This window comes from Aidingimonas lacisalsi (assembly GCF_008079445.1).
In the GTDB taxonomy this organism is placed as follows: domain Bacteria; phylum Pseudomonadota; class Gammaproteobacteria; order Pseudomonadales; family Halomonadaceae; genus Aidingimonas; species Aidingimonas lacisalsi.
This window is the reverse complement of sequence record NZ_VRYH01000002.1, coordinates 123506-146849: the sequence shown is the minus strand read 5'-3', so window position 1 is coordinate 146849 and position 23344 is coordinate 123506. Positions and strand designations below refer to the sequence as shown.

Genomic DNA, 23344 nt, shown 5'->3' with positions numbered 1-23344 from the left:
CTGGGGCCATTCGACAGCGACAATCAGCTGTCGGCATTATCCAGAATCCCCCAACGCTTGTCTTGTGGAGACGTCATGGAATTCTCTGTGCAGACGGCCAATCCGGCCAAGGTGGAGACGGCCTGTCTCGTGATCCCGGTGTTCAAGGATGGTGAACTGCTGCCAACCGCCGCCAAGCTCGATGATGCCAGCGAGCGCCTGATCGGCCAGCTACTCGAGCGGGAAGACTTCACGGCGACGCTCGCCAATGTCCAACTGATTCCTTTCGCACCTGGCCTTAATGCCGATCGCTTACTGCTGGTCGGTCTCGGTGAACGGGACAAGTGCAACGAAGGAGGCTACCGCAAAGCGCTGGATGCCGCCTTCGACAAGCTTGCCAAGCTGTCCATCGATGAGACTGCCGTGGCGCTGACCGATGTTCCGGTTCCCGAGCGCGACAGCTTGTGGAAGGCGCGCATGATCGCCGAAGCTGCCCAGCGAGGCACCTATCGCTTCAACGCGTTCAAATCCCGGCCGGAACCGCTACCGAAGCTCGAGCGTGTGACGTTACTGGTCAGCGAAAATGACGATGCCAACCGCGCCAAGGAAGGTGCACGCATCGGTGACGCCATCGGCAACGGCATCAATACGACCCGGACACTGGGCAACCTGCCCGGCAACGTTTGCACGCCGCGCTACCTGGCAGAGAAAGCCGAGCATCTCGGTCAGATATCCAAAGGCACCCTCTCGGTCGAGATTCTGGATGAAGACGCTCTCGCGACGCTTGGTGCCAATGCACTACTCTCGGTGGGTCGGGGCAGCGCAGAGCCCTCACGACTGATTGTCATGCAGTATCAGGGGGCGGACGATCCCGATGAGGCACCGCATGTGCTGGTCGGCAAGGGAATCACCTTCGATACCGGTGGTATTTCCCTCAAACCCGGCGACGCCATGGATGAAATGAAATTCGACATGTGCGGCGCTGCCAGTGTCTTTGGTACCGTCCAGGCAGTGCTCGATATCAAACCGAAGATCAACCTCGTGGCGATCGTCGCAGCGGCAGAGAACATGCCGGACGGCCGAGCCACCAAACCGGGCGATATCATCAAGACGCTCAAGGGGCTATCGGTGGAAGTGCTCAACACCGATGCCGAAGGACGTCTCGTGTTGAGCGATGCCCTGACGTATGCAGAACGCTTCGAACCCGCCAGCGTGATCGATATCGCCACGCTGACCGGTGCAGCCATCATTGCCCTGGGCCATCATGCCACGGGACTTCTCTCCAACGACGATGATCTCGCACTGGATGTCCTCGACGCCAGCGAGACCGCCTGGGATCGAGCCTGGCACCTGCCCCTCTGGGACGAGTATCAAGAACAACTCGACTCCAATTTCGCTGACCTCGCCAATATCGGCGGCCGCCCGGCCGGCACGATCACGGCGGGTTGTTTCCTGTCACGCTTCGCCGACAAGTACCCTTGGGCGCATCTCGATATTGCCGGTACTGCCTGGCACTCCGGCAAGCAGAAAGGCGCCACTGGCCGCCCGGTCGGGTTGCTGACTCAGTATCTGCTCGATCGAGAGACCGATACGCAGACTGAGAGTGAGGGCTGACCCCAGAGCCTGTTACCATTACACTCGCTATTCAAGACATGCGATATATCGTATTTTACGCCGGGCCAGGTCGCCGGTCCGGCTCTCATGTATCGCGCCAAGTCATGCTGCCCCGTGTCCCAGGTTCTAGCGGAGACTGATTGCCGTGCCCACTGACAAGTTCGACCTACTGCCATCTGCCCATCCCACGACGGAGACGATCCGTACTGACATCCTCAAGAATCCCGGCTTCGGTAGCCATTTCAGCGATCATATGGCTCATGTGCGTTGGACTGTGGACGCCGGCTGGCATGGGCATGAAGTGCGTCCCTATGGCCCGTTGACGCTGGACCCCGCTGCGGCCGTTCTCCACTACGGGCAGGAGATATTCGAAGGCATCAAGGCATATCGTCATGCCGACGGCTCGGTCTGGACCTTTCGTCCCGAAAAGAACGCCGAACGTTTTCGCCGTTCCGCACGTCGTCTTGCCCTGCCCGAACTGGATGACGAGACCTTCATCGAGTCATTGCGCGCCCTGCTGTCCCAGGATCACGCCTGGGTACCAACGCCATCTGACGAGACCGATGAGTGCAGTCTTTACCTGCGCCCCTTCATGGTCGCCAGCGAGACGTTCCTCGGCGTTCGCCCGTCCCATGAAGTCGACTACTACGTGATCGCCTCGCCAGCGGCCGCCTACTTCAAGAGTGGTGTCGCTCCCGTCTCCATCTGGCTGTCATCGAACTACAAGCGTGCGGCTGCCGGCGGTACCGGCTATGCCAAGTGCGGTGGCAACTATGCCGCTTCCCTGGCAGCCCAGAAGGAAGCCGAAGCGCATGGATGTGGCCAGGTAGCCTTCCTCGATGCCGCCGAGAACAAATGGATCGAAGAGCTCGGCGGCATGAACCTGTTCTTCGTCTACCACGATGGCCGCCTCGTCACGCCTAAGCTGACCGGCACCATTCTGGAAGGCGTCACGCGCGACTCGGTACTGGAATTGGCCCGCGATCAAGGCCTGCAGCCCGAAGAGCGCCACATCAGCATCGACGAGTGGCGCGAAGGCGCGGCTTCGGGCGCGATCACGGAAGTCTTCGCCTGTGGCACTGCGGCGGTGATCACGCCTGTCGGCGAGCTGGTCGGCGAGGACGAGCGCATCCGTTGCACCGAGGGAGATAACCCTGTAGCCAAGCAATTGCGCAGCACACTGCTCGATTTGCAGTATGGGCGTAGTGAAGACAAGCGCGGATGGCTGACTCGTCTGGTTTAGGGGTTGCATAGCGTTCATGACACAGGTCGACTTCTACATCCTCCCCGACACCACGCTCGATGCGCGACTCGCCTTCGCCTGCCGCTTGGCGGAAACCATCTATCGCAAAGGGTATCGTCTACACTTGCATGCCGAAGACGAAACCATGGCGCACGAGCTGGACGACCGCTTATGGACCTATCGTCCCGACAGCTACCTGCCGCATGCCTTGCTCGATGACGAGTTGGCCAGCGATGTCCCCGTCACGATCGGTTGGCATTCACCACCGGAACCGGGCGTCGATGCCATGCTTAACCTGCATCCCTCGATTCCGGAATGGTTCTCTCGCTTCGAGCGAGTCGCTGAGATCATCAATCAGCACCAAACGGTGCTGACGGCCAAGCGCCAATGCTGGCAAACCTACAAGCAACGCGGCTATCCGGTGACACCGCATCACCTCGATGCGCAATCGTAGTACGTACTCGCCTTGCCCATGACGCCACGGGCGAAGTCACGCTATAATCGACGCCATTTTTCGTAATATCCATGTTCGCCGACCGAGCGCGAACGATGCCACCCTGCTTGCAGAGTCACCATGTCCATGGAAAAGACGTATCAACCCGAACAGATCGAAAAGCGCTGGTACGAGCGCTGGGAATCCGACAACCGCTTCGCGCCCTCAGGCCAAGGCTCACCGTTTTCGATCATGATTCCGCCGCCCAATGTCACTGGCAGTCTGCACATGGGCCATGCATTCCAGGACACCATCATGGACACGTTGATCCGCTGGAAACGCATGCAGGGGCACAACACCCTGTGGCAGGTCGGGACCGATCATGCCGGTATCGCCACCCAGATGCTGGTGGAACGCAAGGTGACTGCCGAAGAGGGCATGACCCGCCACGACCTGGGTCGTGAAGCGTTCATCGACAAGGTCTGGGAGTGGAAACACGAATCGGGCGACCACATCACCCGCCAACTGCGCCGCATGGGTGCCAGCGTCGACTGGTCGCGTGAACGCTTCACCATGGATGACGGCTTCTACAAAGCCGTCCAAGAAGTCTTCGTTCGTCTCTATGACGAGGGCCTCATCTATCGTGGCAAGCGCCTGGTCAACTGGGATCCAACACTGCATACGGCCATTTCCGACCTGGAGGTCGAAAACCGCGATCAGCAAGGACAGTTCTGGCATTTCCGTTATCCGCTAGCCGACGGTGCAACCACCGACGAGGGCAAGGATCATCTGGTGGTCGCCACCACGCGTCCCGAAACACTCCTCGGTGATACCGGCGTGGCGGTCAACCCGGAAGACCCACGCTACGCCTCGCTGGTCGGCAAGCATGTCGAACTGCCGCTGGTCGGTCGACGCATTCCGATCGTCGCCGACGAACACGCCGATATGGAGAAAGGTTCCGGTTGCGTCAAGATCACTCCCGCTCACGACTTTAACGACTATGACGTCGGCAAGCGCTGCGACCTGCCTCTGCTCAATGTCTTCTCACAGGATGCCTGCATTCTCGGCCAGGCCGAAGCCTTCGATTATCAGGGGCGGCCACTGACCGACATCGATTCGACATTGCCGCACCGATATGTCGGGCTGGACCGCTTTACGGCCCGCCAGCGACTTGTCGAAGACATGCAAGCTCAAGGTCTGATCGAGCGGATCGAAACGGTCAACAACACCCTCCCCTATGGGGATCGTAGTGGCGATGTCATCGAACCGCTATTGACCGATCAGTGGTTCGTCGCCGTAGAGAACTTGGCCAAGCCCGCTATTGCCGCAGTCGAAAAGGGCGATATCGAGTTCGTGCCCAAGAACTACGAGAACATGTATTTTGCCTGGATGCGCGACCTTCAGGACTGGTGTATTTCCCGCCAGTTGTGGTGGGGACACCGCATCCCCGCCTGGTACGACGCCGATGGTAACGTCTACGTCGCCCGTACCGCCGACGAAGCCCGCCACAAACATGGTCTGTCGCCGGCGTTGCCCCTCACTCAGGACGACGATGTACTCGACACCTGGTTCAGTTCCGGTCTGTGGACCTTCGGCACGCTCGGCTGGCCGGAGCAGACGCCGGAACTCGAGACATTCCATCCGACCAGCGTTCTGGTCACCGGTTTCGATATCATCTTCTTCTGGGTCGCACGCATGATCATGCTGACCGGCAAGTTCATGGGCGAGGTGCCGTTCAAGAAGGTCTATGTCCATGGCCTGGTGCGTGACGCCCAGGGCCAGAAGATGTCCAAATCGAAGGGCAATGTCCTTGATCCCATCGACCTGATCGATGGCATCGACCTCGACAGCCTCGTTGCCAAGCGCACCGGCAACATGATGCAGCCGCAAAAGGCTAGACAGATCGAAAAGGCCACTCGGAGCGAGTTCCCCGAAGGCATCGAGCCTCACGGCACCGACGCCTTGCGGTATACCTTCCTCTCCCTGGCAACCACCGGTCGTGATATCAAGTTCGACATGGGTCGCCTCGACGGTTATCGCAATTTCTGCAACAAGCTATGGAACGCTTCACGCTACGTCCTGATGAATGCCGAGGGGCAGGATTGTGGTGTCGACAACCAGGCTGTCGAGCTATCGCTGGCCGACCGCTGGATCATTTCGCGCCTGCAGCAGACCGAAGAGCAAGTGACAAAAGCCATGGAAGAGTATCGCTTCGACCATGCCTCTCAGTCACTCTACGACTTCGTCTGGAACGAGTACTGCGACTGGTACCTGGAGTTGTCCAAACCGGTACTCTGGGACGACAACGCCAGTGACGCTGCTAAACGCGGCACCCGTCGGACATTGGTGCGAGTGCTTGAAGCCACCCTACGGCTCGCCCACCCCATGATGCCATTCATCAGCGAAGAGATCTGGCAGCGGGTTGCCCCACTTGCCGGCAAGGGACGGGGCGATGGCAGCGAATCGATCATGAATCAGCCCTGGCCAGTCACCGATGCCGACAAAGTCGACGAAGCGGCCGAGCGTGATATCGAGTGGCTGAAAGGGGTCATCGTTGCCATACGCAACATCCGGGCCGAGATGAACCTGGCGCCCGGCAAACCACTGGACGTGCTACTCAGCAAAGGTGATAGCGGCGATCGCCAACGCCTGGAGTCCAACCGTCTGTTTCTGGCTAAACTTGCCAAGCTGGATCGTATCGACTGGCTCGACGACCCCGAGCAGGCGCCACTGGCTGCCACGCAAATCGTCGGGGATCTGGAAGTGCTGGTACCCATGGCCGGCCTGATCGACAAGGACAGCGAACTGGCGCGCCTTGGCAAGGAAATCGACAAGCAGGACAAATTGATTCAAGGCATCGAGAAAAAGCTGGCCAACGATAACTTCGTGGCCAAGGCGCCGGAGGCGGTGGTACAGAAGGAGCGGGATAAACTCGCCGACATGCAGGCATCCCGCCAGGTGCTCGCCGAGCAGCACGCCAAGATAGCCGCCCTGTAACGCGTCACTGCATGCCGACATGACAGCCGGGAGCATCAACTCCCGGCTGTGGTTTCCATGGTAATGTCAACGTCGCTCGAAACCACCCAGCACCCGACTATCACGCCCGAACAAGACCAGCCGATCGCCATCGATCAGATAGCGGTACGCACTGCCGAGCATCTCGTCGACACGTCCGGCCTGATCGGTATTCGGGCAGGCTCGGCGGGTCGATGCCAGATCGCTGACGCGAAAACGATTGCCGTCATCCAGTTCGACCTCGCCCCTCAGGCGGTTGCATCCATTACTACCCGTTAGCTGAAAGTGCCCGCCCTCGTCGACGACCTCGATATAGGCCGGCTCGTCACCGCTCCAGTGCTCATCCGTGCCAAGCAGTATCAGTTGCCAACGTGGACCCACGACAGGCTCGCCCCGTGACTCACTCGTCGGAGGCGATGGCTCTCGCTCGGGAGCCGGAGAGGGGGCGCTTGCACAACCCGCCAACAGTGCCGCCAACATCGCCGCCATGACCATCCCACGCGGACTCATTCCATCACCTCCCAGTCATATAATGCGGCCTAGCGTAAGCGACCCTTGCCCATTTGACTAGCCTTCTTGCTCGTCCAGACGTGGTAACATGTCGTCGATGTCCATGTCGGGCTGTTCCGATTCCCATCGATGACTCAAGGAGCGAGGCATGCTCAAGGCACTACACAACGAGGCTCTCGGTAAACTGATACTGCGACTGGCGATTGGCGGCCTGATGCTGCTACACGGCATCGCCAAACTGATGAACCCGGAAAGCCTCAATGGCATCAGTCAGATGCTCGCTGCCCACGGCTTACCGACAGTACTGGCGTACGGAGTGCTGATCGGAGAGGTACTGGCGCCACTGATGGCCATCATTGGCTGGCAAGCGCGGATAGCCGGTCTGCTGATGGCAGGCAATATGGTGGTCGCCATATCGTTGGCCCACACCGACGAGCTGCTTCTACGCTCAGCGACCGGAGGCTGGGCCCTGGAGCTGCAAGGCCTGTTCCTGTTCGGCGCCATCACCATCATGCTTCTGGGCAGCGGGCGAATGGCCTACCGCCCAGACTGATCCGTGATCCAGCGACAATGCGTTGTGTGTCGACAGCCAGGCTTCGTCGAACGGCCGTTACCAGGTGCCGGTGTTTTCCATGGACGCCCAGGGCTCCTGCGGCGGCTGTGGCTCTCCGGCCTGAAGCAATTCGACGGAAATACCATCGGGGCTCCTCACGAACGCCATATGACCATCACGGGGAGGCCGGTTGATGGTGACGCCGTTCGCTTGGAGATGTTCACAGAGCGCGTAAATGTCCTCGACGCGATAGGCCAGATGGCCGAAATTCCGGCCACCGGTGTACTCTTCGGGATCCCAGTTCCAGGTCAGCTCCAATTCCGGTGCCTTATGTTCATGCGAGCTTTCCAGGTCATCGGTTGCCGCCAGGAAGACCAGGGTAAATCGGCCCTTCTCGCTTTCCTTGCGACGGACCTCCTCGAGTCCGAGGAGGTCGCAGTAGAAGTGTAGTGACGCGTCCAGATCGCTGACGCGCACCATGGTGTGCAAGTATTGCATGAGTGGCTCCTTAAACGAGGTTTCCGTCCACTGTTTCCTACGGCATGATGCCTGTCATGAAGGCGTGTTTCGATATTTCAAGCGAATTTGTCAACACGGGAGACACAACGATGGCCGATTATTGCGACCTGGCGCCCGGGCATCCCTACCATGGCCCCTACCATGATGATGAATACGGCTTTCCGGTAAACGATGACGACACCCTGTTCGAGCGTCTGATACTGGAAATCAATCAAGCAGGCCTATCATGGCTCACGGTGCTGAAGAAGCGTGATGCTTTCCACGACGCTTTCGAGGGGTTCCAGGTGGCTCAGGTTGCCCGCTATGGGGACGAAGCGCGCCAGCGTCTTCTGAACGATGCCCGCATCATCCGTAACCGACGCAAGGTCGATGCGGCCATTCACAATGCCAATGTCGTGAAAACGTTACAAAGCGACTACGGTAGTTTTCAGCACTGGCTGGACCAGCAGCATCCCCTGCCACTGGCTGACTGGGTCAAGGTATTCAAAAGCACGTTTCGATTCACTGGGCCGGAAATCGTCAATGAGTTTCTGATGAGCACGGGATATCTCCCCGGCGCCCACCGCGACGACTGCCCGGTTCAGGCTCAGGTGCTAGCCTGCCATCCACCTTGGGCTCGCCCATGATAGGCAACGGCCGAGCCCGGCTCAGCGTTAGGAACGAACTCTGGATCAGTACATAGCGGTACGGCACGAGGAGATCAACACGTGGATTCACTGACTCAGGCTGCCTTGGGCGCTGGACTCGGTGGTATGGTGCTCGGTCGTCGGTTGGGACGCTCCTCGGTATTGATCGGTGCCGTGCTCGGGACCCTGCCTGATCTCGACGTCGTCATCGACTACGGTGACGCCGTTGCCGATTACACCTATCACCGCGGCTTCAGTCATTCACTGTTCGTGCTGGGAGGGCTGGCTACACTATTGGCCGTCGCCGCCGCCCGATTCGCGCCAATGCGTGACGTCTCCTTTCGGCAATGGGCTCTGTTCTTCGGCCTGTGTCTCCTGACCCATCCATTGCTTGACGCGTTCACGACCTATGGCACCCAGATCTGGTGGCCGCTCGACACGCCTCCAACCAGTTGGGCAACGATTTTCATCATCGACCCCTTGTTCAGCCTGCCACTGCTGGCGACTCTCTTCATTGCCCTTGCCCGCGGCCACCCTCAACGAATCATGACCTGGGGCGTCGCTATTGCCTGTGCCTACCTCGCCTTTACACTGGTTGCCAAGGGCGTGGTCGAATCACGACTCACCCCGGTGCTTGCCGAACATGGGCTCGGTCAGGCGCCGCGTCTGGTACAACCGACGCCGTTCAACACCCTGTTGTGGCGCGCCACCATCATCGACGACGATGCGCACCATGAAGTCCTGGTTGGGCTGCTCGATGGCGATACGTCGCCATTGCTGGAGTCCTACTCCCGCGGTGCCGAACTGGAAGATGAGGCCCTGTCCTTCGACGCAGGTGCACGACTATCATGGTTCGCTGGCCCCTTTCTGCGCTACGAACAGCGTGAAATTGAGGGTCACGAGACGCTCATCGCGACCGACCTGAGACTGGGCTTCCCAGGGTTTCACCCCTTCAGCTTCGCACTGGCGGAACGCCGTGATGGAGTCTGGCAGGCCATCGATAGCCGGGAACTCGATGCCCCGACACGTCGTGACCGCCAGGCACTGACACGCTTGTGGCAACGTATCTTCAGTCCGGAGCCCCCGCTATGCACCACTGATCTGGTCGATCCCCAGTGGATTGTCGAGCGTCCCGCGGCATGTTGATTCCATCAAGGCGCGATGCCCTGACCACAACCCCGATAGGTCCGATCGTCTATCTTCAAGATCACCCGCACCGGAAAAGGTTGGCCGCTCATGTCATCGAAGCAGGCTCGCGCCTGAAGGGATAGATCAAAGGGCTGATCCTTCACGCCACTGGACAAGTGGACATGGCCTTCTTCGTTATCCAGCGATTCAATTCGGTAAGGGAGTGTCAACTCACGTTCCCCATAGTCGAGTACCATGCTGACCTCAGGCACATCGTGGGCCAGGCGTACCGTCCAGCCGGGCTCGTTACCACGACCATGAAACATCACGCCGGGGCGATCCTCGCGAGTCAAGACATCACGGCTCATGGACGTTTCACAGTCGAGACGGCCATTGTCACTTTCCACTATCGCCTCTTCGCCTTTATTCCAGAAGCTAAGATCCTCTTTGGCGTAGCGGGCCCCGCTGGCCACCACGGCCGGTTCCAGCCGATACATCCCTTGTCCCGACCAGAGACGCAATTCATTGGTGGGAAATGCCGAAACCAGATCCTGAGCGGGCGTACAGTGCCATGCCACGAATTCATCAGCATCCCCCGGGAAGAACGCTGAGGGTAGCAGAGGGGCCTGCGGCGTCACGCTCGGCTCTGCCTGCTCTTCCGACGTCGATGGTTCCAGGTCGCGCACCCCCACGTCCGACGACGAGGACGGTTCTTCACGTGACGTGGCACAACCTGCCACCATTAAACTGGTCGTCAAAGCCAACAGCAGCGTCCGGCATGAAGAACTCGAAGGTAGTGGCAGCATAGTAGCTCCTTGCAAACGATAAGGTCTGTCCGTGGCCTATAATAACAGGTGCCGGGGTCTATGCCCCGGCACCTGCCTACTCCACGACAAGGATTCTCACCCGTCCAGCGGGTGTCAAGCATGGCGGCGGCGCAGCTCCAGCGCCGCCTCGACCATATTGGCCAGCGCGGGTTCGACTTCCGCCCAGGCACGGGTCTTCAGGCCACAGTCAGGATTGACCCACAAACGGTCAGCAGGAATTCGCTCAGCGGCCTTCTCCACCAACTGCACCATCCATGATACCTCGGGAATGTTCGGCGAATGGATATCATAGACCCCTGGACCGATCTCGTTCGGATACTGGAAGTCCTGGAAGGCATCGAGCAGTTCCATGTCCGAACGGGACGTCTCGATGGTGATGACATCGGCATCCAGAGCAGCAATCGAGGCAATGATATCGTTGAACTCTGAATAGCACATGTGCGTGTGGATCTGGGTCTCATTGCGCGCTACCGAGGCCGACAACCGAAAGCAGGTCACTGCCCAGTCCAGATACGAGGGCCACTGAGCCTGGCGCAACGGCAACCCCTCTCGCAACGCAGGCTCATCGATCTGAATCGCCGAGATGCCTGCCGCCTCCAGATCGGCCACCTCATCACGCAGTGCCAGAGCGACCTGCCTGCAGGTGGTCTCCCGTAGTTGGTCATCGCGCACGAACGACCACTGCAGAATGGTCACCGGCCCCGTCAGCATCCCTTTCATCGGCTTGTTGGTCTGGGCCTGCGCAAACTCGCTCCAACGCACCGTCATCGGTGTCGGGCGGGACACATCCCCAAATATGATCGGCGGCTTGACGCAGCGTGAACCGTAACTCTGCACCCAACCATACTGCGTGAAGGCGAAACCTTCGAGCAGTTCACCGAAATACTCGACCATGTCGTTGCGCTCGGCCTCGCCATGGACAAGCAGGTCCAACCCCAGTCTTTCCTGACGGGATACGGCATCCGCGATCTCTGCGCGCATGCGCTCTTCGTAGTCCGTCTGTCCAAGCTTGCCGGTTTTGAAATCGCGGCGAGCCGTTCGAATCTCGTTGGTCTGCGGAAACGAGCCGATGGTCGTTGTCGGAAAGAGCGGCAGATCCAGCACACGACGTTGCGCCTTGACACGTTCGGCATAGGGAGCCGGACGCTGGGCATCGGCGTCACAGATCGCCTTCATCCGCTCGGTAACCGCCACCTTGTGAATGCGGGCCGACGAACGACGTGCGTCCAGTGCCTTGATGGCCGCATCGAGACGCGACTCATCCTCGACCGTTTGACGCCCATCGAGTAAATGCGACAGCGTCACCACTTCATCGAGCTTCTGCCGGGCAAAGGATAGCCAGCTCTTCAGTTCGCCATCGAGCTTGGCTTCCGTTTCTACATCGACCGGCACATGTAGCAACGAGCAACTCGGAGCCAACCAGAGGCGTTCACCCAGCCGAGACTTCGCGTCGGAGAGCGAGTCCTGCAACGCGGCCAGATCGGCACGCCAGATGTTACGCCCATCGATAGCGCCCACCGACAGCACCTTGTAGGGCGACAGGTTGTCGATCACCCTCGGCAACTGTTCGGGATCACGTACAGCGTCGATGTGCAGCCCATCAACGGGTAAACCTACGGCCAATTGCAGATTGTCGCCGAGGCCACCGAAATAGGTAGTCAGGAGTCGCTTGACCGGTGCCGACTGCAACTGGTTGTACGCCGATTCGAAGGCCTGTTTCCAGTCCTGCGAGAGATCCTGCACCAACGCCGGCTCATCGAGCTGCACCCAGTCCACGCCCTGGCTGGAGAGGCGATCAAGGATTTCGTCGTACACCGGGAGTATGGCGTCGAGCAGCGACAGACGATCCAGCCCCTCGTCCTTCGCTTTCCCCAGCCATAGCCAAGTCAACGGCCCCAACAAGGACACCTTGACCGGATGTCCCGCACCAATCGCTTCGTCCACCTCGTCGAACAATCGCTCCGACGTTAGCTGGAACGACTGACCGGCATACAGTTCAGGGACCAGGTAGTGATAGTTGGTATCGAAATATTTGGTCATTTCGCAGGCTGCTGCGGGATGTCCTGTCGGGGCACGTCCACGCGCCATGCGGAAACTGGTGTCGAGATCGACCTCGCCATCACCACTAGCGAAGCGTTTGGGCACGGCACCCAGCAACATGGACACGTTCAGCACCTGGTCGTAGAAAGCGAAATCGCCCACCGTCACCCAATCGAGACCGGCATCGCGCTGCGATTGCCAATGACGTGCGCGCAACTCGGCACCAGTGGCTTCCAACGCCTTACGATCGATATCGCCTTTCCAGTAGGCTTCAGTGGCCTTCTTGAGTTCGCGATTCGCACCAATACGCGGATATCCGAGTGTATGGGCCAAGGTCATGATTATTCCTTTGCATGATGAACGGATACAATGGGGCTATGAAGCCACCCCACATCATCAATTGAGTTTCGCTGGTCGGAAAAAATGAATCAAACTAAACTTTCTAATTATCAACGTGAAAAAAACTCATAAAATATGCTCGAGTTACGCCACCTACGCACCCTGATCGCCCTCAGAGATGCCGGCTCGCTGGTCGAGGCCGCCGAACGCGTCCACCTGACCCAATCGGCGCTGTCACATCAGCTCAAGGACCTCGAGGATCGTTTGGGCAACCCGCTATTTCTGCGCAAGACACGGCCGGTGGAGTTCACTCGTGCCGGCCAGCGGTTGCTGGCACTCGCCGAACAGATTCTGCCTCAAGTCCGCTTGGCGGAACGTGACTTGGCGCGTCTGGCCGGCAACGAGCAGGGGCGTCTGCACATGGCCATCGAATGCCACAGTTGCTTTCAGTGGTTAATGCCAACCATAGACGACTTCCGCAATCACTGGCCCGAAGTGGAAGTCGACATTCCCAGCGGTCATCATTTCGATCCACTCCCGGCCTTGGGACGCGAGCAGCTCGATCTGGTGATCACCGCCGATCCACAGCCGATTGCGGGCGTACACTACGAACCACTGTTTCGTTATGAAGGCTTGCTGGCCATTGCCAAGCAACACACATTGGCAAACGCGGCCTATGTCACACCCAGGGATCTGGCTGACGAGACCCTGATCACCTATCCCGTGGAACACTCACGACTGGATGTCTTCAGCCAGTTTCTCGATCCCGCCGGGGTTCGCCCCAGGGAAATTCGTACGGCGGAACTCACGCTCATGATGATGCAGCTCGTCGCCAGCGGGCGTGGTGTCTGTGCACTACCCAATTGGGCGTTGACAGAGTACCTGGAACGCGATTACGTACGTGCCGTGGCACTCGGTGAAGAGGGTATGTGGAACACTCTGTTCGCCGCGATCCGCGAGGAGAGCCGGGATCTCCCCTGGATGGATGATTTCCTGCGCACGGCCCGGGAAACCTCGTTTGCCGTTCTGGAAGGTATCAAACCCGCATGAAACCATGGCCCCGATCAGGCAGACGAGGTCTGAGCATGGACGGGAAGCAGCAGGCTGAACCGCGCGCCTCCCAGTTCCGGACTATCGTCGACCAATACGCTTCCCCCATGCCAAGCCATGATCTTGTGTACGATCGAGAGTCCCAGCCCATAACCGCCGGAGCGACGAGTGCGGCTATCATCGAGCCGGGCAAAGGGCTTGAAGACTTCCAACCGATCACCCTCCGGCACCCCGGGGCCATCATCCTCCACATCCAGCCGTATCGCTCGTTGATCGCCATACAACCGGATCACCACCTGTGAGCGGGCATGACGGCACGCGTTGGCCACCAGGTTCTGCAGCGCCCGTTGCAGGTAGCGTGGCTCGGCAACCGCTTCCACATCGCTGTCCCCAGCGATACTCAAGGTCAGATGAGCGTGCAAGCCAGCCAGTGCATCCACGACCCGTTCGGCCATGGCCCGGCATTCCAAGGGCTCGGTATCGAGCACGATGCCGTGTGCCTGATCACTGCCCAGACGAGCATACGTAAGGATCTCGTCAATCAAGCCATCGAGCTCATCGATATCGCTGTCGATGCCCTTGAGTTGACGTTGTACCGAGGTGTCCCCGGTCATATCTTCCACCATCTGAACCGCAAAGCGGATACGCGCCACTGGCGTACGCAGCTCATGAGACACGGCACGGATCATTTCCTGCTGAGCTCGGAGTAGTGACTGCACTTGCGACGCCATCCCATTGAAGGCCATACCAAGCCGCCCCAGGAAGTCACCGCTTTCGACCTTGACGCGCGTATCCAGATGGCCTCCCGCTATTCGTGTCGCCGCCAACTCCAGGCGCGCCATACGAGCCTCGACACCACGTATGATCAGATAGATGGTACCTGCCAGCACCGCGAGCATGACCAGCAACAGCATCACGAGCAAGGACAGCGGCATGGGCTCGAAGGCGTCGATAGGGCCGATACGCAACCATTGCAGCGAGGCAGTTTCACTGGGCAGGTAGGCATACAGCGAGAGACCTCGACGCTCCGGATGCAGGCGGATGATGACATCCCCTTCTTGCAGCCGCATCAGTTGACGTTCGTCGATGTCGTTCGGCGGCTGTTCACCCAAGTCGATGTCAATGCTGGAGCGAGAGAGCTCGCTCACTCGGTCGCGACGCGTCGTGTCATCATCAGTCCCAAGCCACTCACCGAGCATCTCCGCCAACTCACGCAATTGCTGCTCGTTCAAGCTGTTCAGTGATGCAACGAGAATCCCGTCATCATCTGGCATACGCTTGTGCAGCCGCCACCCTTGAGGCGCATCGGTATTGACCAGCACCTGCCCTTTTTTCAACCGCTCACGCTCGAAATAACCGAGCGACAAGGCATCGGCCGATGACACATCAAGGCCGATATCCAGTCGTTCGGACTGTTCGCTCAACCATTGCCGACGCTCTTCGGCAGGCACTGTCACCACCTGCTGGACCAACATCGTCATGGGCGGATCCGCCAACTGTTCACGATAGTGTTCACGGCGCACTTGATCGACCAGCGTATAGCCAGCCAGTACCAGTACCAATGTCAACAACAATGCCAGTGCCATCAGCACATAAACGCGCAAGAATGTGCTTTCGGCAAACAGACGACGAAACAGGCCTCGAATGGCGTCCATCAAGCGTCCTTGACGAACAGATAGCCTTTGCTGCGTACCGTCTTGATCCGGTGCGGCTGATTGGGATCATCACCAATCTTGGGCCGGATACGGGAAACACGCACATCGATGGACCGATCCTGTCCATCGTACTTGATGCCACGCAATTGCGAGAATATCTCCTCCCGAGTCAGCACCCGCCCGGCATGACTCGCCAGCAACCACAACAGATCGAATTCGGCGCTGGTCAAATCGATACGTTCGTTCTCCAGCCAGGCCTCACGCGTCGCGCTATCGATCACCAGATTATCGAAGGTCAACCGGATGTCACTACCAGCGTCACCCGGATCGCTGCGCCGCATCAGCGCACGCATCCTGGCCAGCAAGACCCGGGGTTGTACCGGCTTGGGAACGTAGTCATCGGCGCCCATTTCCAAGCCTAGCACCTGGTCCATGTCATCGGTGCGCGCTGTCAGCATCAAAATCGGACCCGCATAATCGGGCCTGGCACGACGGCAAATCGACAGTCCATCCTCACCAGGCAGCATCAGGTCGAGGATCACCAGGCTAGGCTGCAGTTCGACGATACGCTCGACACCGCGGGCACCATCAGACTCGACCGTCACCTTGAAGTCGTTCGATTCCAGGTAATCCTTCGTCAGGCTCGCCAGGCGCTCGTCATCTTCGATGATCAGCACATGATCTTGGTCATTGCTACCCAAGCTCTCATCCATCCCTTTGTGTCCATTCCTAATGTTGCATCAATGGTCGACATCGACCCGGCGCATGGTCTGCTGACCGACCGATGCCACGGTAAATGTTCGGTAACATGACATAGATTACGACACATCCAATATCTTCATCATGTTAGTGAATGATACCTGAAGATACCGAAAATCACAGAAACGTGCCGATAGGCAACGTCCAGATACGAAGACATTTGCCACACTAGCTTATCTTCATATCCAGCCCGAACACGGCAGGAATCGCCGCGTCATCCAATGAACCCTCACGAGCAGGCTCTCCGCCCTCGACCTGAGGAGCGAAACAAAGCCAAACTTCAGCACGAACGCGACTCGACGGGCAACTGGCCGGCTTGACCGAATGCAACCGTCACCTGCCTCAGAGATGGATCAGCTTGCAAGAACGGTTTGCAAGGGCGCACAATTCGCTATTGTAGATGGCTGACATCCATCACCTTCACCATGAGCAGAGCATGTTTGAACCCCGCACCACGGAGTCACCGACTAGTGGTGCTCTGGACTGGGATTGAATGCCATGAGTCGCCGACAAGGAGAACGGACCATGAACAAGCCGAAGAGCGTTATCAAACGCATCTACGTGCCAACCCACGTTCGTGACCTTCCCAATGGGGAAAAACTCAAGATTCCCGGGCATTATCGCGATCCCTCGCGATGATCATCCATCGGTCGCCATCGATGGGCGCGGGCCTAATGCCCGCCCCACCCTGAAGACTGGCGTTCACTGCCCCCTACTCCTCCTTCGACCCGCATCGCCGCCAGATGGCTAGACCCGATCAGTGGCTAGCCCATCCACCTCACCTCCATGACGCTCCATCACGGCGTCCCATCAATCAGGGTGAGGCAGGGCCTTGGGTAGCAGAGCGTTCGTGTGGTCACTGCCAGCCTGTCCGTTACCAATCGCCCTTGGGGCAGATGCCATCGGGACGATATGTCATGTTGAGTGTATCGCGGTCTTGCCAAGGGTACGGTAACCGCGGCTGACACACCTCTCCACCTATCGAGAACGGTACGCTTCATCCACTTCTGGCTTGGCTTTTGCTTGGAGGATACGAGTTGTGGGCGGTTTGGGGTAGACTCTGTTTCCCCTCCGTTCGAGATTTGAGTTCAACCGACGAGTAAAGGAGTGTGTCGTGGCCATCGATCTGCTGCTCAACGTGCTGATCTTCCTTGCCGCGGCGGTATTGATCGTACCGGTGTTCAAGTGGTTGGGACTCGGCGAAGTGCTGGGCTACCTGGCAGCGGGTGTCGTCATTGGCCCTTCGGCCCTGGCACTGGTGCCGGACGCTGAAGCGGTCCTGCAGTTCTCCCAAGTCGGTATCGTGTTCCTGCTCTTCGTCATCGGCCTGGAGCTCAAGCCCTCACGACTGAAAGTCATGCGCAAAGCCGTCTTCGGGTTTGGTTCCTTGCAGGTTGCCATCACCACCGTACTGCTGACCAGCGGTGCCTGGGCATTGGGGCTCCCGCCGATCGCGTCCCTGGTAATCGGTTTCAGCCTGGGATTGTGTTCGACACCGTTGGTTCTGCACCTACTGGGGGAACGCAAGGAACTACAGACACGACACGGTCGCAATGCCTTCGCCCTGCTGCTTTTCCAGGACCTTGCCGCCATTCCCGCACTCGCTGCGATCCCGATTCTGGCCAGTGATTCACTCATGGCCAATGGGCTGATGCCACTCGTGCAGGAAGTGGTAATCGCCACTGGTGCCTTTATCGGTCTCACCGTCGGCGGTCGTTATCTGCTACGTCCGCTATTTCGTCTGGCCGCCAGTACCCAGAGTCGTGAGGTCTTTGCCGGGACGACCCTGCTGGTGGTGATCGGTTCGGCACTGGTCATGGAGTTGGCGGGGCTGTCCATGGCACTCGGTGCTTTCATCGCCGGTGTGCTTTTGGCCGACTCAGAGTATCGCCACAACATCGAAGCCGATATCGAGCCCTTCCGCGGCCTGTTGCTCGGACTGTTCTTCATGGCCGTAGGCATGACCGCTCAGATCGAACTGCTTGCCAACGCCCCCTTGACCATACTCGGCCTGACTCTGAGTCTGCTGTTTGCCAAAGGCGCCAGCATGGTACTGGCCGCTCGCCTGTTCGGTAACAGTTGGCGCGATGCCCTGACCCTAGGCATGTTGCTATCGCAAGGTGGCGAATTCGCCTTCGTGCTGCTGACCGCCGCCGGAGCCGCAGCGTTATTGGCCGAGGATCTCGTCAGCCTGCTGGTCCTGGTCGTTTCGCTTTCCATGGCCGCGACGCCAGTGCTTTTCCTCCTCCATACGCGTTGGATTCGCCCCCTGTTTCGCCAGGCTCGCCCCCAACCAGGTTATGACAGTCCCAAGGATGAGTCGCCACAGATCATCATCGCCGGCTTCGGTCGTTTCGGACAGATCATGGGTCGCGCCCTGCAGGGATTGAAGATTCCGTATACGGTGCTCGATATCAACGCCGACCACGTCGAGTTCGTCCGGCGTTATGGCAACAAGGTCTATTTCGGCGATGCTTCGCGTATCGATCTACTGCGTGCAGCAGGCGCCGACAAGGCTCGCGTCATGGTCGTCGCCGTAGGCGACATCGAACCATCCATGCGGATCGTCGAGCGCGCCCAACGCCAGTTTCCCAATCTGCGGATCTATGCCAGAGCCCGCAACCGCTATCATGCCCAACTCCTCATGCGAGCCGGCGTGACTCATCTGGTCAGGGAGTTATTGCCCGCTAGCCTGGAATTGACACGAGACGTGCTCATCGAACTGGGAATCGCGTCCGATCAGGCCCAACACACTATCGATACCTTCCGCCCGCATGACGAACAAGCACTCATGCGTCAGCTCGAGGTGTTCGGCAATGAGAAAAAGCAGATTCAGACGGTGCAGGAAGCCGCCAAGGAGTTGGAAACGCTCTACGAGGCCGACGAAGAAGTATCCACCACGACGCCGGCTCATTCCCGACCGTCAAGCGGGCGCCAGGATGCCTGAGCTTCTGGCATAGCACGCTCGGCCAGTTTCCACCAGCCGGGGAGTAGTGCCTGAACATCGGACCGGGAAAACCGATCGTCCATCAATATCACGACACCACGTTCGTCGGGACCACGAATGACTCGTCCGGCGGCTTGCACGACCTTGGTGAGCCCCGGCACACGATAGGCGTAGTCTGCGCCGTGGCCGAAACGCGCCTGAAGACATGACTTGAGCCTTTCATTGACCGAGTTGCAGGGAGGCAACCCCAGAGTGGCGATGAACGCACCGACCAACCGCTCACCGACCAGATCCACGCCTTCGGCGAACGCACCGCCGAGTACCGCGAAACCAATCCCGCGTCCCTGAACCGTAAAATGGGCCAGAAAGGCCCGGCGTGCGTCTTCGTCCATGTGCGGTGACTGCCGCCAATGGGGAATCTCACCATGACATGCAGCGAAACGGGCCGCCACACTCTCCAGATAAGCGAAACTACTGAAGAATGCCAGATAGTTACCAGGCATGCGGTGATACTGCTCAGCCAGTGTCGCCACGATAGGATCAACCGAGGCATCACGATCCGCATAACGGGTGGAAATATCCCGCCGAATGCACACTTCGAGCTGTGAGGCGTCGAATGGCGATTCCACTTCGACCCAGGCCGTATTGGCCGGTAATCCGAGTACGTCGAGATAGTAGCGAGCCGGACTCAGCGTGGCAGAGAACAATACCGTCGTCTGGCTACGCGACAGTCGCGGTGACAGAAAATCCGCCGGAATCATATTGCGCAGACACAGTCGCGAGCGACCACGTGCCCATCGGGTCAGGTCGAACTGGGAATGCCCGTCATCGAAGGATTCGGCCAAGCGAATGAAGTGCAGGACATCGAACAGGAATGATTGCCACTCGGGCATCACCGCTTCCGGATGTTCCCCGAGGTAATCGCTGAGCGTGGCGGCGGCCTGTCCCAATGCCCCCAGCAACGCCTCGGGAGGGTGTGCCAATACATGATATGACTCGCCGTCCGATGGCGCCGGGAATGCCTCGCCGCTCACTTCCGTCGTCGCGCTCTTGACCAACGCAGCCCATTGCCGCGCCACTCGTGCCAGAGAACGGGACAAGGCCGGTGGTGCCGTACGCCACAACGCGTTGACGCGCCGCTGGTCGAGAGTGGCGCTATACATGCCCTGTCCTCGTGATACCAGATTGTGGGCTTCATCCACCAGAACGGCCACCCGCCATTCATTGGTCTGGGTCAGAGCGTAAAGCATGGCGCTGGTATCGAAATAATAATTGATGTCTCCGACCACCACGTCACACCAGCGAGCCAGTTCCTGACTCAGGTAATAGGGACAGACAGAGTGTCTCAGCGCTATATCCTTGACCGCTTCACGATCCAGGATACCGACTCGTGATACCGCTTCCTGACGCGCCTGGGGTAGCCGATCATAAAACCCCCTGGCCAACGGGCAGGATTCACCATGGCACGCCTTGTCGGGGTGTTCACAGGCTTTGTCACGGGCGATCAGTTCCAATGTGCGCCAAGGCGGCGATGCGTTCGCACTCGCCTCACCCAGCAGGCTTTCCATCGCCGCTAGGGCCAGCGCTCGCCCTGAGGTTTTCATGCTGAGGAAAAACAGCCGATCGATGCCTCGGCGGGGCATCGCCATGAGCATAGGAAACAGCGTTCCCATTGTCTTACCGATACCGGTCGGCGCCTGGGCCAGTAAACAGCGTCCTGTACTTGCCGCCTTGAAGGTCGATTCCGCTAATGTTCGTTGACCGGCACGAAACGAGGCATGAGGAAAACGCAGTGCTGACAATACCTCGTCACGCCTGTGTCGATGGCAAGCTTCCTGCCGGGCCCATGCCAGGAAGATGTGACACTGCTCTCTGAAGAGACACTCGAGTGACTCGGCGGACAACGTTTCGGTCAATACGGTTTCGCGGTCCGTCGACAGCTCCAGATAGACCAGCGCCAGGTTCACCGTCGTCAGTGCCCTGGCGCGGCACAGCAGCGCCCCGTAGATCCGGACTTGGGCCCAGTGCAAAGCACGCTGGTTGTCCGGCATTCGATCCAATCGGCCGCGATAAGTCTTCACTTCCTCGAGCCGGTTTGCATCCGGGTCATAGCCATCCGCGCGCCCGGTGACGACCAGGTGCCCCAGTTCATCCCCGTACGCAGCGGCAGGCACATAGTCACCGCTCAGAGACAATTCAGCTTCATACGGCTCACCGCGACGAGCAGCCACCCTAGCATGACCGGCGATCCCCTGCTGTGCACTCGGCGATGGCGTAAAACGATGGTCCAGATTGCCCGCCTTGGCCGTGAACTCACACAAGGACCGCACAGTCACCCGGTATGTCAGCCCCTCGACTCCGTCATCACGGAGGACACCATGCAATCCCGACACCGTCATCCAGAATCCGCTTCCCAGGTGACATGGCACACCGTTGCCGGTATGTCATGTTGTTGAAAGAAGGCTAACCAGCGGCGCTGATTGTCCTGCAGCCGATCGCCCGGCCCCTTCACCTCGATCCATCGATAACGTCGTTGCCGAGGCCATAACTGAATGAGATCCGGCAATCCGGCACGATTGGCCTTAAGATCGATGAGCATGCGCTCGAAACAGTATTTCAGGTGATTGGCAGGCACACAGGCCAGCGCCTGCTCCAGTAAAGTCTCGCTAATCGATTCCCAATGTACGAAGGGTGATGCGCGTCCCCACTTTTCCCGATAGGTATCGCGAACCCGCTGGCGGTATTCACCGCTGTCCAGCATCGATAGGCAGTTCGAGAATAGCGCTTGGCGTCGCGTCACGAAGTCCTCGCGATACAGGTCCGCTGGGCCGACATGGAAAGGGTGGAAAAAGGCCCCGGGCAAGGGGGCAAATATCGCCTCCCAGCAGAGCAAGCCGAACACACCGGTCAACAGCGTATTCTCGACGTAATAGACAGGCGCCTCGTCACGGGCCAGCCGATCTCGGACGGCCAGTTCCACGCCATCTGTTGCCGGTAGGCGCAACGCGAAAGACTCAAGCTTCCCAGTAGTGTCATCGACACGACTACACTGCGGGGGAGATGCCATCCCAAGCCGTCGACACAATCGCGGCAGGATCCGTTCGAGATGCTGAATTTCCGCTTCATTGCGTGGTGACTCCATGGCACGAGTCGCAATGCGATAGGCGACTTCGCATTCCCCACGGCGCTCCAGTTGCCGCAACTGACGCACCCTGGCTTCGACATGCTGGCAGCGCGGGTAAATGGCCATCGCCGTTGTCGTGTCCCCCTGACGTTCGGCTTCACGAGCAATCTGGAATGCCAGGCGAGAGCGCCGGGATTCCAGCCACGCATTGGCAAAAGGGCCGACCGGCAGCGATGCAAACAACTCAGCGGGCCCTTCACCAGCATCGAGCCGCTCACGCAAGTCGTGGAGTTCGCGGTAGAGGTCGATATCGGCTCGCTCTTGAAACGCACGTGACTCATCGGGCAAAGCCACTGTTTCAAAACGCTGTATACCCAGCTCAGTCAGCACGAATTCCGACCAATGCTGACGAAGATTGCCGAAAAACATCAGACGCAAGCGCTCGAACAACGCCTCGTTGCACAGCATGACGACCGCATCCGGTGCTTGTGGCCACCAGCTCGACCATCGCCGAGTCTCGCATGACACTGCCTGCAGGCCGGCCGACAAGTCACGCTTGGATGCGTGGACAGATAATCCAGTTTCGCTAATATAGCTGGCCAGAGCCCGGCGCAATTCGGTCAATGTCATGAGCGGCAAAAGCGTGTCGACGGTCAATTCCGGATCGACAACGACCAACCCCGCCTCAGCGAGTGGGAAAAGGCTCTCGCAGGGATCACCTATCTCTGCATAGCGCAGTTTGGAGGTTCTGAAATAGCACCCCTTGCGCATGACCATACGCACCATCAAGGCCTGCGACATGCGAGGTAGCCCATGGAATGTCTCGATGAGCGCTTCCTCGTCATCGCTCAGCAGGTCATCGTAACGCTCGGTGACCCATTCGAGCACGAACTGGAAATTGCGCAGATAATAGAAGGGATCATCCAGCGGCGCCGTGACCGGGATGCTACGCGACGTACTGTTCATTTATCCATGATAGCAGT

17 protein-coding genes are annotated in these 23344 nt (G+C 58.9%); 9 read left to right on the top strand and 8 right to left on the bottom strand.

Going from position 1 to position 23344, the window contains the following annotated elements; translation table 11 throughout:
• Nucleotides 1-75 precede the first annotated feature (75 nt).
• The 4 genes from FVV99_RS03900 to FVV99_RS03885 all read left to right on the top strand — a co-directional run bounded on the left by FVV99_RS03900 (nucleotide 76) and on the right by FVV99_RS03885 (nucleotide 6266).
• On the top strand, nucleotides 76-1593 hold the full coding sequence (locus FVV99_RS03900; RefSeq protein WP_148252738.1) for a leucyl aminopeptidase: 1518 nt from the start codon (nucleotides 76-78) through the stop codon (nucleotides 1591-1593).
• Nucleotides 1594-1738: 145 nt separating this feature from the next.
• Nucleotides 1739-2836 carry a branched-chain amino acid aminotransferase gene (locus tag FVV99_RS03895; RefSeq protein WP_148252737.1) on the top strand — a complete coding sequence of 366 codons (1098 nt, stop codon included), beginning with the start codon at nucleotides 1739-1741 and terminating at the stop codon, nucleotides 2834-2836.
• Nucleotides 2837-2852: 16 nt separating this feature from the next.
• On the top strand, nucleotides 2853-3290 hold the full coding sequence (locus tag FVV99_RS03890) for a DNA polymerase III subunit chi (RefSeq protein ID WP_148252736.1): 438 nt from the start codon (nucleotides 2853-2855) through the stop codon (nucleotides 3288-3290).
• Between the two features lie 126 nt (nucleotides 3291-3416).
• On the top strand, nucleotides 3417-6266 hold the full coding sequence (locus FVV99_RS03885; protein WP_148253163.1) for a valine--tRNA ligase: 2850 nt from the start codon (nucleotides 3417-3419) through the stop codon (nucleotides 6264-6266).
• A gap of 66 nt (nucleotides 6267-6332) precedes the next feature.
• Here FVV99_RS03885 and FVV99_RS03880 read toward each other — a convergent pair whose 3' ends face one another.
• On the bottom strand, nucleotides 6333-6794 hold the full coding sequence (locus FVV99_RS03880; protein WP_148252735.1) for an META domain-containing protein: 462 nt from the start codon (nucleotides 6792-6794) through the stop codon (nucleotides 6333-6335).
• A 148-nt stretch (nucleotides 6795-6942) separates the two neighbouring features.
• On the opposite strand from FVV99_RS03880, the gene FVV99_RS03875 reads away from it, so the two are divergent.
• Nucleotides 6943-7347 (top strand): DoxX family protein, encoded by a 405-nt coding sequence (locus FVV99_RS03875; RefSeq protein ID WP_148252734.1) that lies wholly within the window; start codon nucleotides 6943-6945, stop codon nucleotides 7345-7347.
• Between the two features lie 57 nt (nucleotides 7348-7404).
• Here the strand turns inward: FVV99_RS03875 and FVV99_RS03870 are convergent, their stop codons facing one another.
• Nucleotides 7405-7845, bottom strand: a complete 441-nt coding sequence (locus FVV99_RS03870) for a VOC family protein (protein WP_148252733.1) — start codon at nucleotides 7843-7845, stop codon at nucleotides 7405-7407.
• A 110-nt stretch (nucleotides 7846-7955) separates the two neighbouring features.
• Between FVV99_RS03870 and FVV99_RS03865 the strand changes: the two genes are divergently transcribed.
• A complete protein-coding gene (locus FVV99_RS03865; RefSeq protein WP_148252732.1) occupies nucleotides 7956-8492 on the top strand; it encodes a DNA-3-methyladenine glycosylase I in 537 nt (178 codons plus the stop codon).
• Between the two features lie 81 nt (nucleotides 8493-8573).
• Entirely contained in the window at nucleotides 8574-9638 is a 1065-nt protein-coding gene (locus FVV99_RS03860) for a metal-dependent hydrolase (RefSeq protein ID WP_148252731.1), read from the top strand.
• A gap of 5 nt (nucleotides 9639-9643) precedes the next feature.
• Here the strand turns inward: FVV99_RS03860 and FVV99_RS03855 are convergent, their stop codons facing one another.
• Together FVV99_RS03855 and metE are read right to left on the bottom strand one after the other, a co-directional pair.
• Nucleotides 9644-10426, bottom strand: a complete 783-nt coding sequence (locus tag FVV99_RS03855; RefSeq protein WP_148252730.1) for an MliC family protein — start codon at nucleotides 10424-10426, stop codon at nucleotides 9644-9646.
• A 114-nt stretch (nucleotides 10427-10540) separates the two neighbouring features.
• Nucleotides 10541-12826, bottom strand: a complete 2286-nt coding sequence (metE, locus tag FVV99_RS03850; protein WP_148252729.1) for a 5-methyltetrahydropteroyltriglutamate--homocysteine S-methyltransferase — start codon at nucleotides 12824-12826, stop codon at nucleotides 10541-10543.
• Between the two features lie 135 nt (nucleotides 12827-12961).
• Between metE and FVV99_RS03845 the strand changes: the two genes are divergently transcribed.
• Nucleotides 12962-13876, top strand: a complete 915-nt coding sequence (locus tag FVV99_RS03845; RefSeq protein WP_148252728.1) for a LysR family transcriptional regulator — start codon at nucleotides 12962-12964, stop codon at nucleotides 13874-13876.
• Between the two features lie 14 nt (nucleotides 13877-13890).
• Here the strand turns inward: FVV99_RS03845 and FVV99_RS03840 are convergent, their stop codons facing one another.
• Both FVV99_RS03840 and FVV99_RS03835 read right to left on the bottom strand, forming a co-directional pair.
• Nucleotides 13891-15531 carry an ATP-binding protein gene (locus FVV99_RS03840; protein ID WP_148252727.1) on the bottom strand — a complete coding sequence of 547 codons (1641 nt, stop codon included), beginning with the start codon at nucleotides 15529-15531 and terminating at the stop codon, nucleotides 13891-13893.
• Nucleotides 15531-16244 (bottom strand): winged helix-turn-helix domain-containing protein, encoded by a 714-nt coding sequence (locus FVV99_RS03835; RefSeq protein ID WP_148252726.1) that lies wholly within the window; start codon nucleotides 16242-16244, stop codon nucleotides 15531-15533. Before FVV99_RS03835 ends, FVV99_RS03840 begins: the two co-directional genes overlap by 1 nt.
• A 1160-nt stretch (nucleotides 16245-17404) precedes the next feature.
• Here FVV99_RS03835 and FVV99_RS03830 point away from each other — a divergent pair.
• On the top strand, nucleotides 17405-19237 hold the full coding sequence (locus FVV99_RS03830) for a monovalent cation:proton antiporter-2 (CPA2) family protein (RefSeq protein ID WP_148252725.1): 1833 nt from the start codon (nucleotides 17405-17407) through the stop codon (nucleotides 19235-19237).
• Here the strand turns inward: FVV99_RS03830 and FVV99_RS03825 are convergent.
• Nucleotides 19201-21636 (bottom strand): ATP-dependent DNA helicase, encoded by a 2436-nt coding sequence (locus FVV99_RS03825; protein WP_148252724.1) that lies wholly within the window; start codon nucleotides 21634-21636, stop codon nucleotides 19201-19203. The two genes, FVV99_RS03830 and FVV99_RS03825, sit on opposite strands and share 37 nt — an antisense overlap.
• A complete protein-coding gene (locus FVV99_RS03820; protein WP_148252723.1) occupies nucleotides 21633-23327 on the bottom strand; it encodes a VRR-NUC domain-containing protein in 1695 nt (564 codons plus the stop codon). Before FVV99_RS03820 ends, FVV99_RS03825 begins: the two co-directional genes overlap by 4 nt.
• Nucleotides 23328-23344 lie beyond the last annotated feature (17 nt).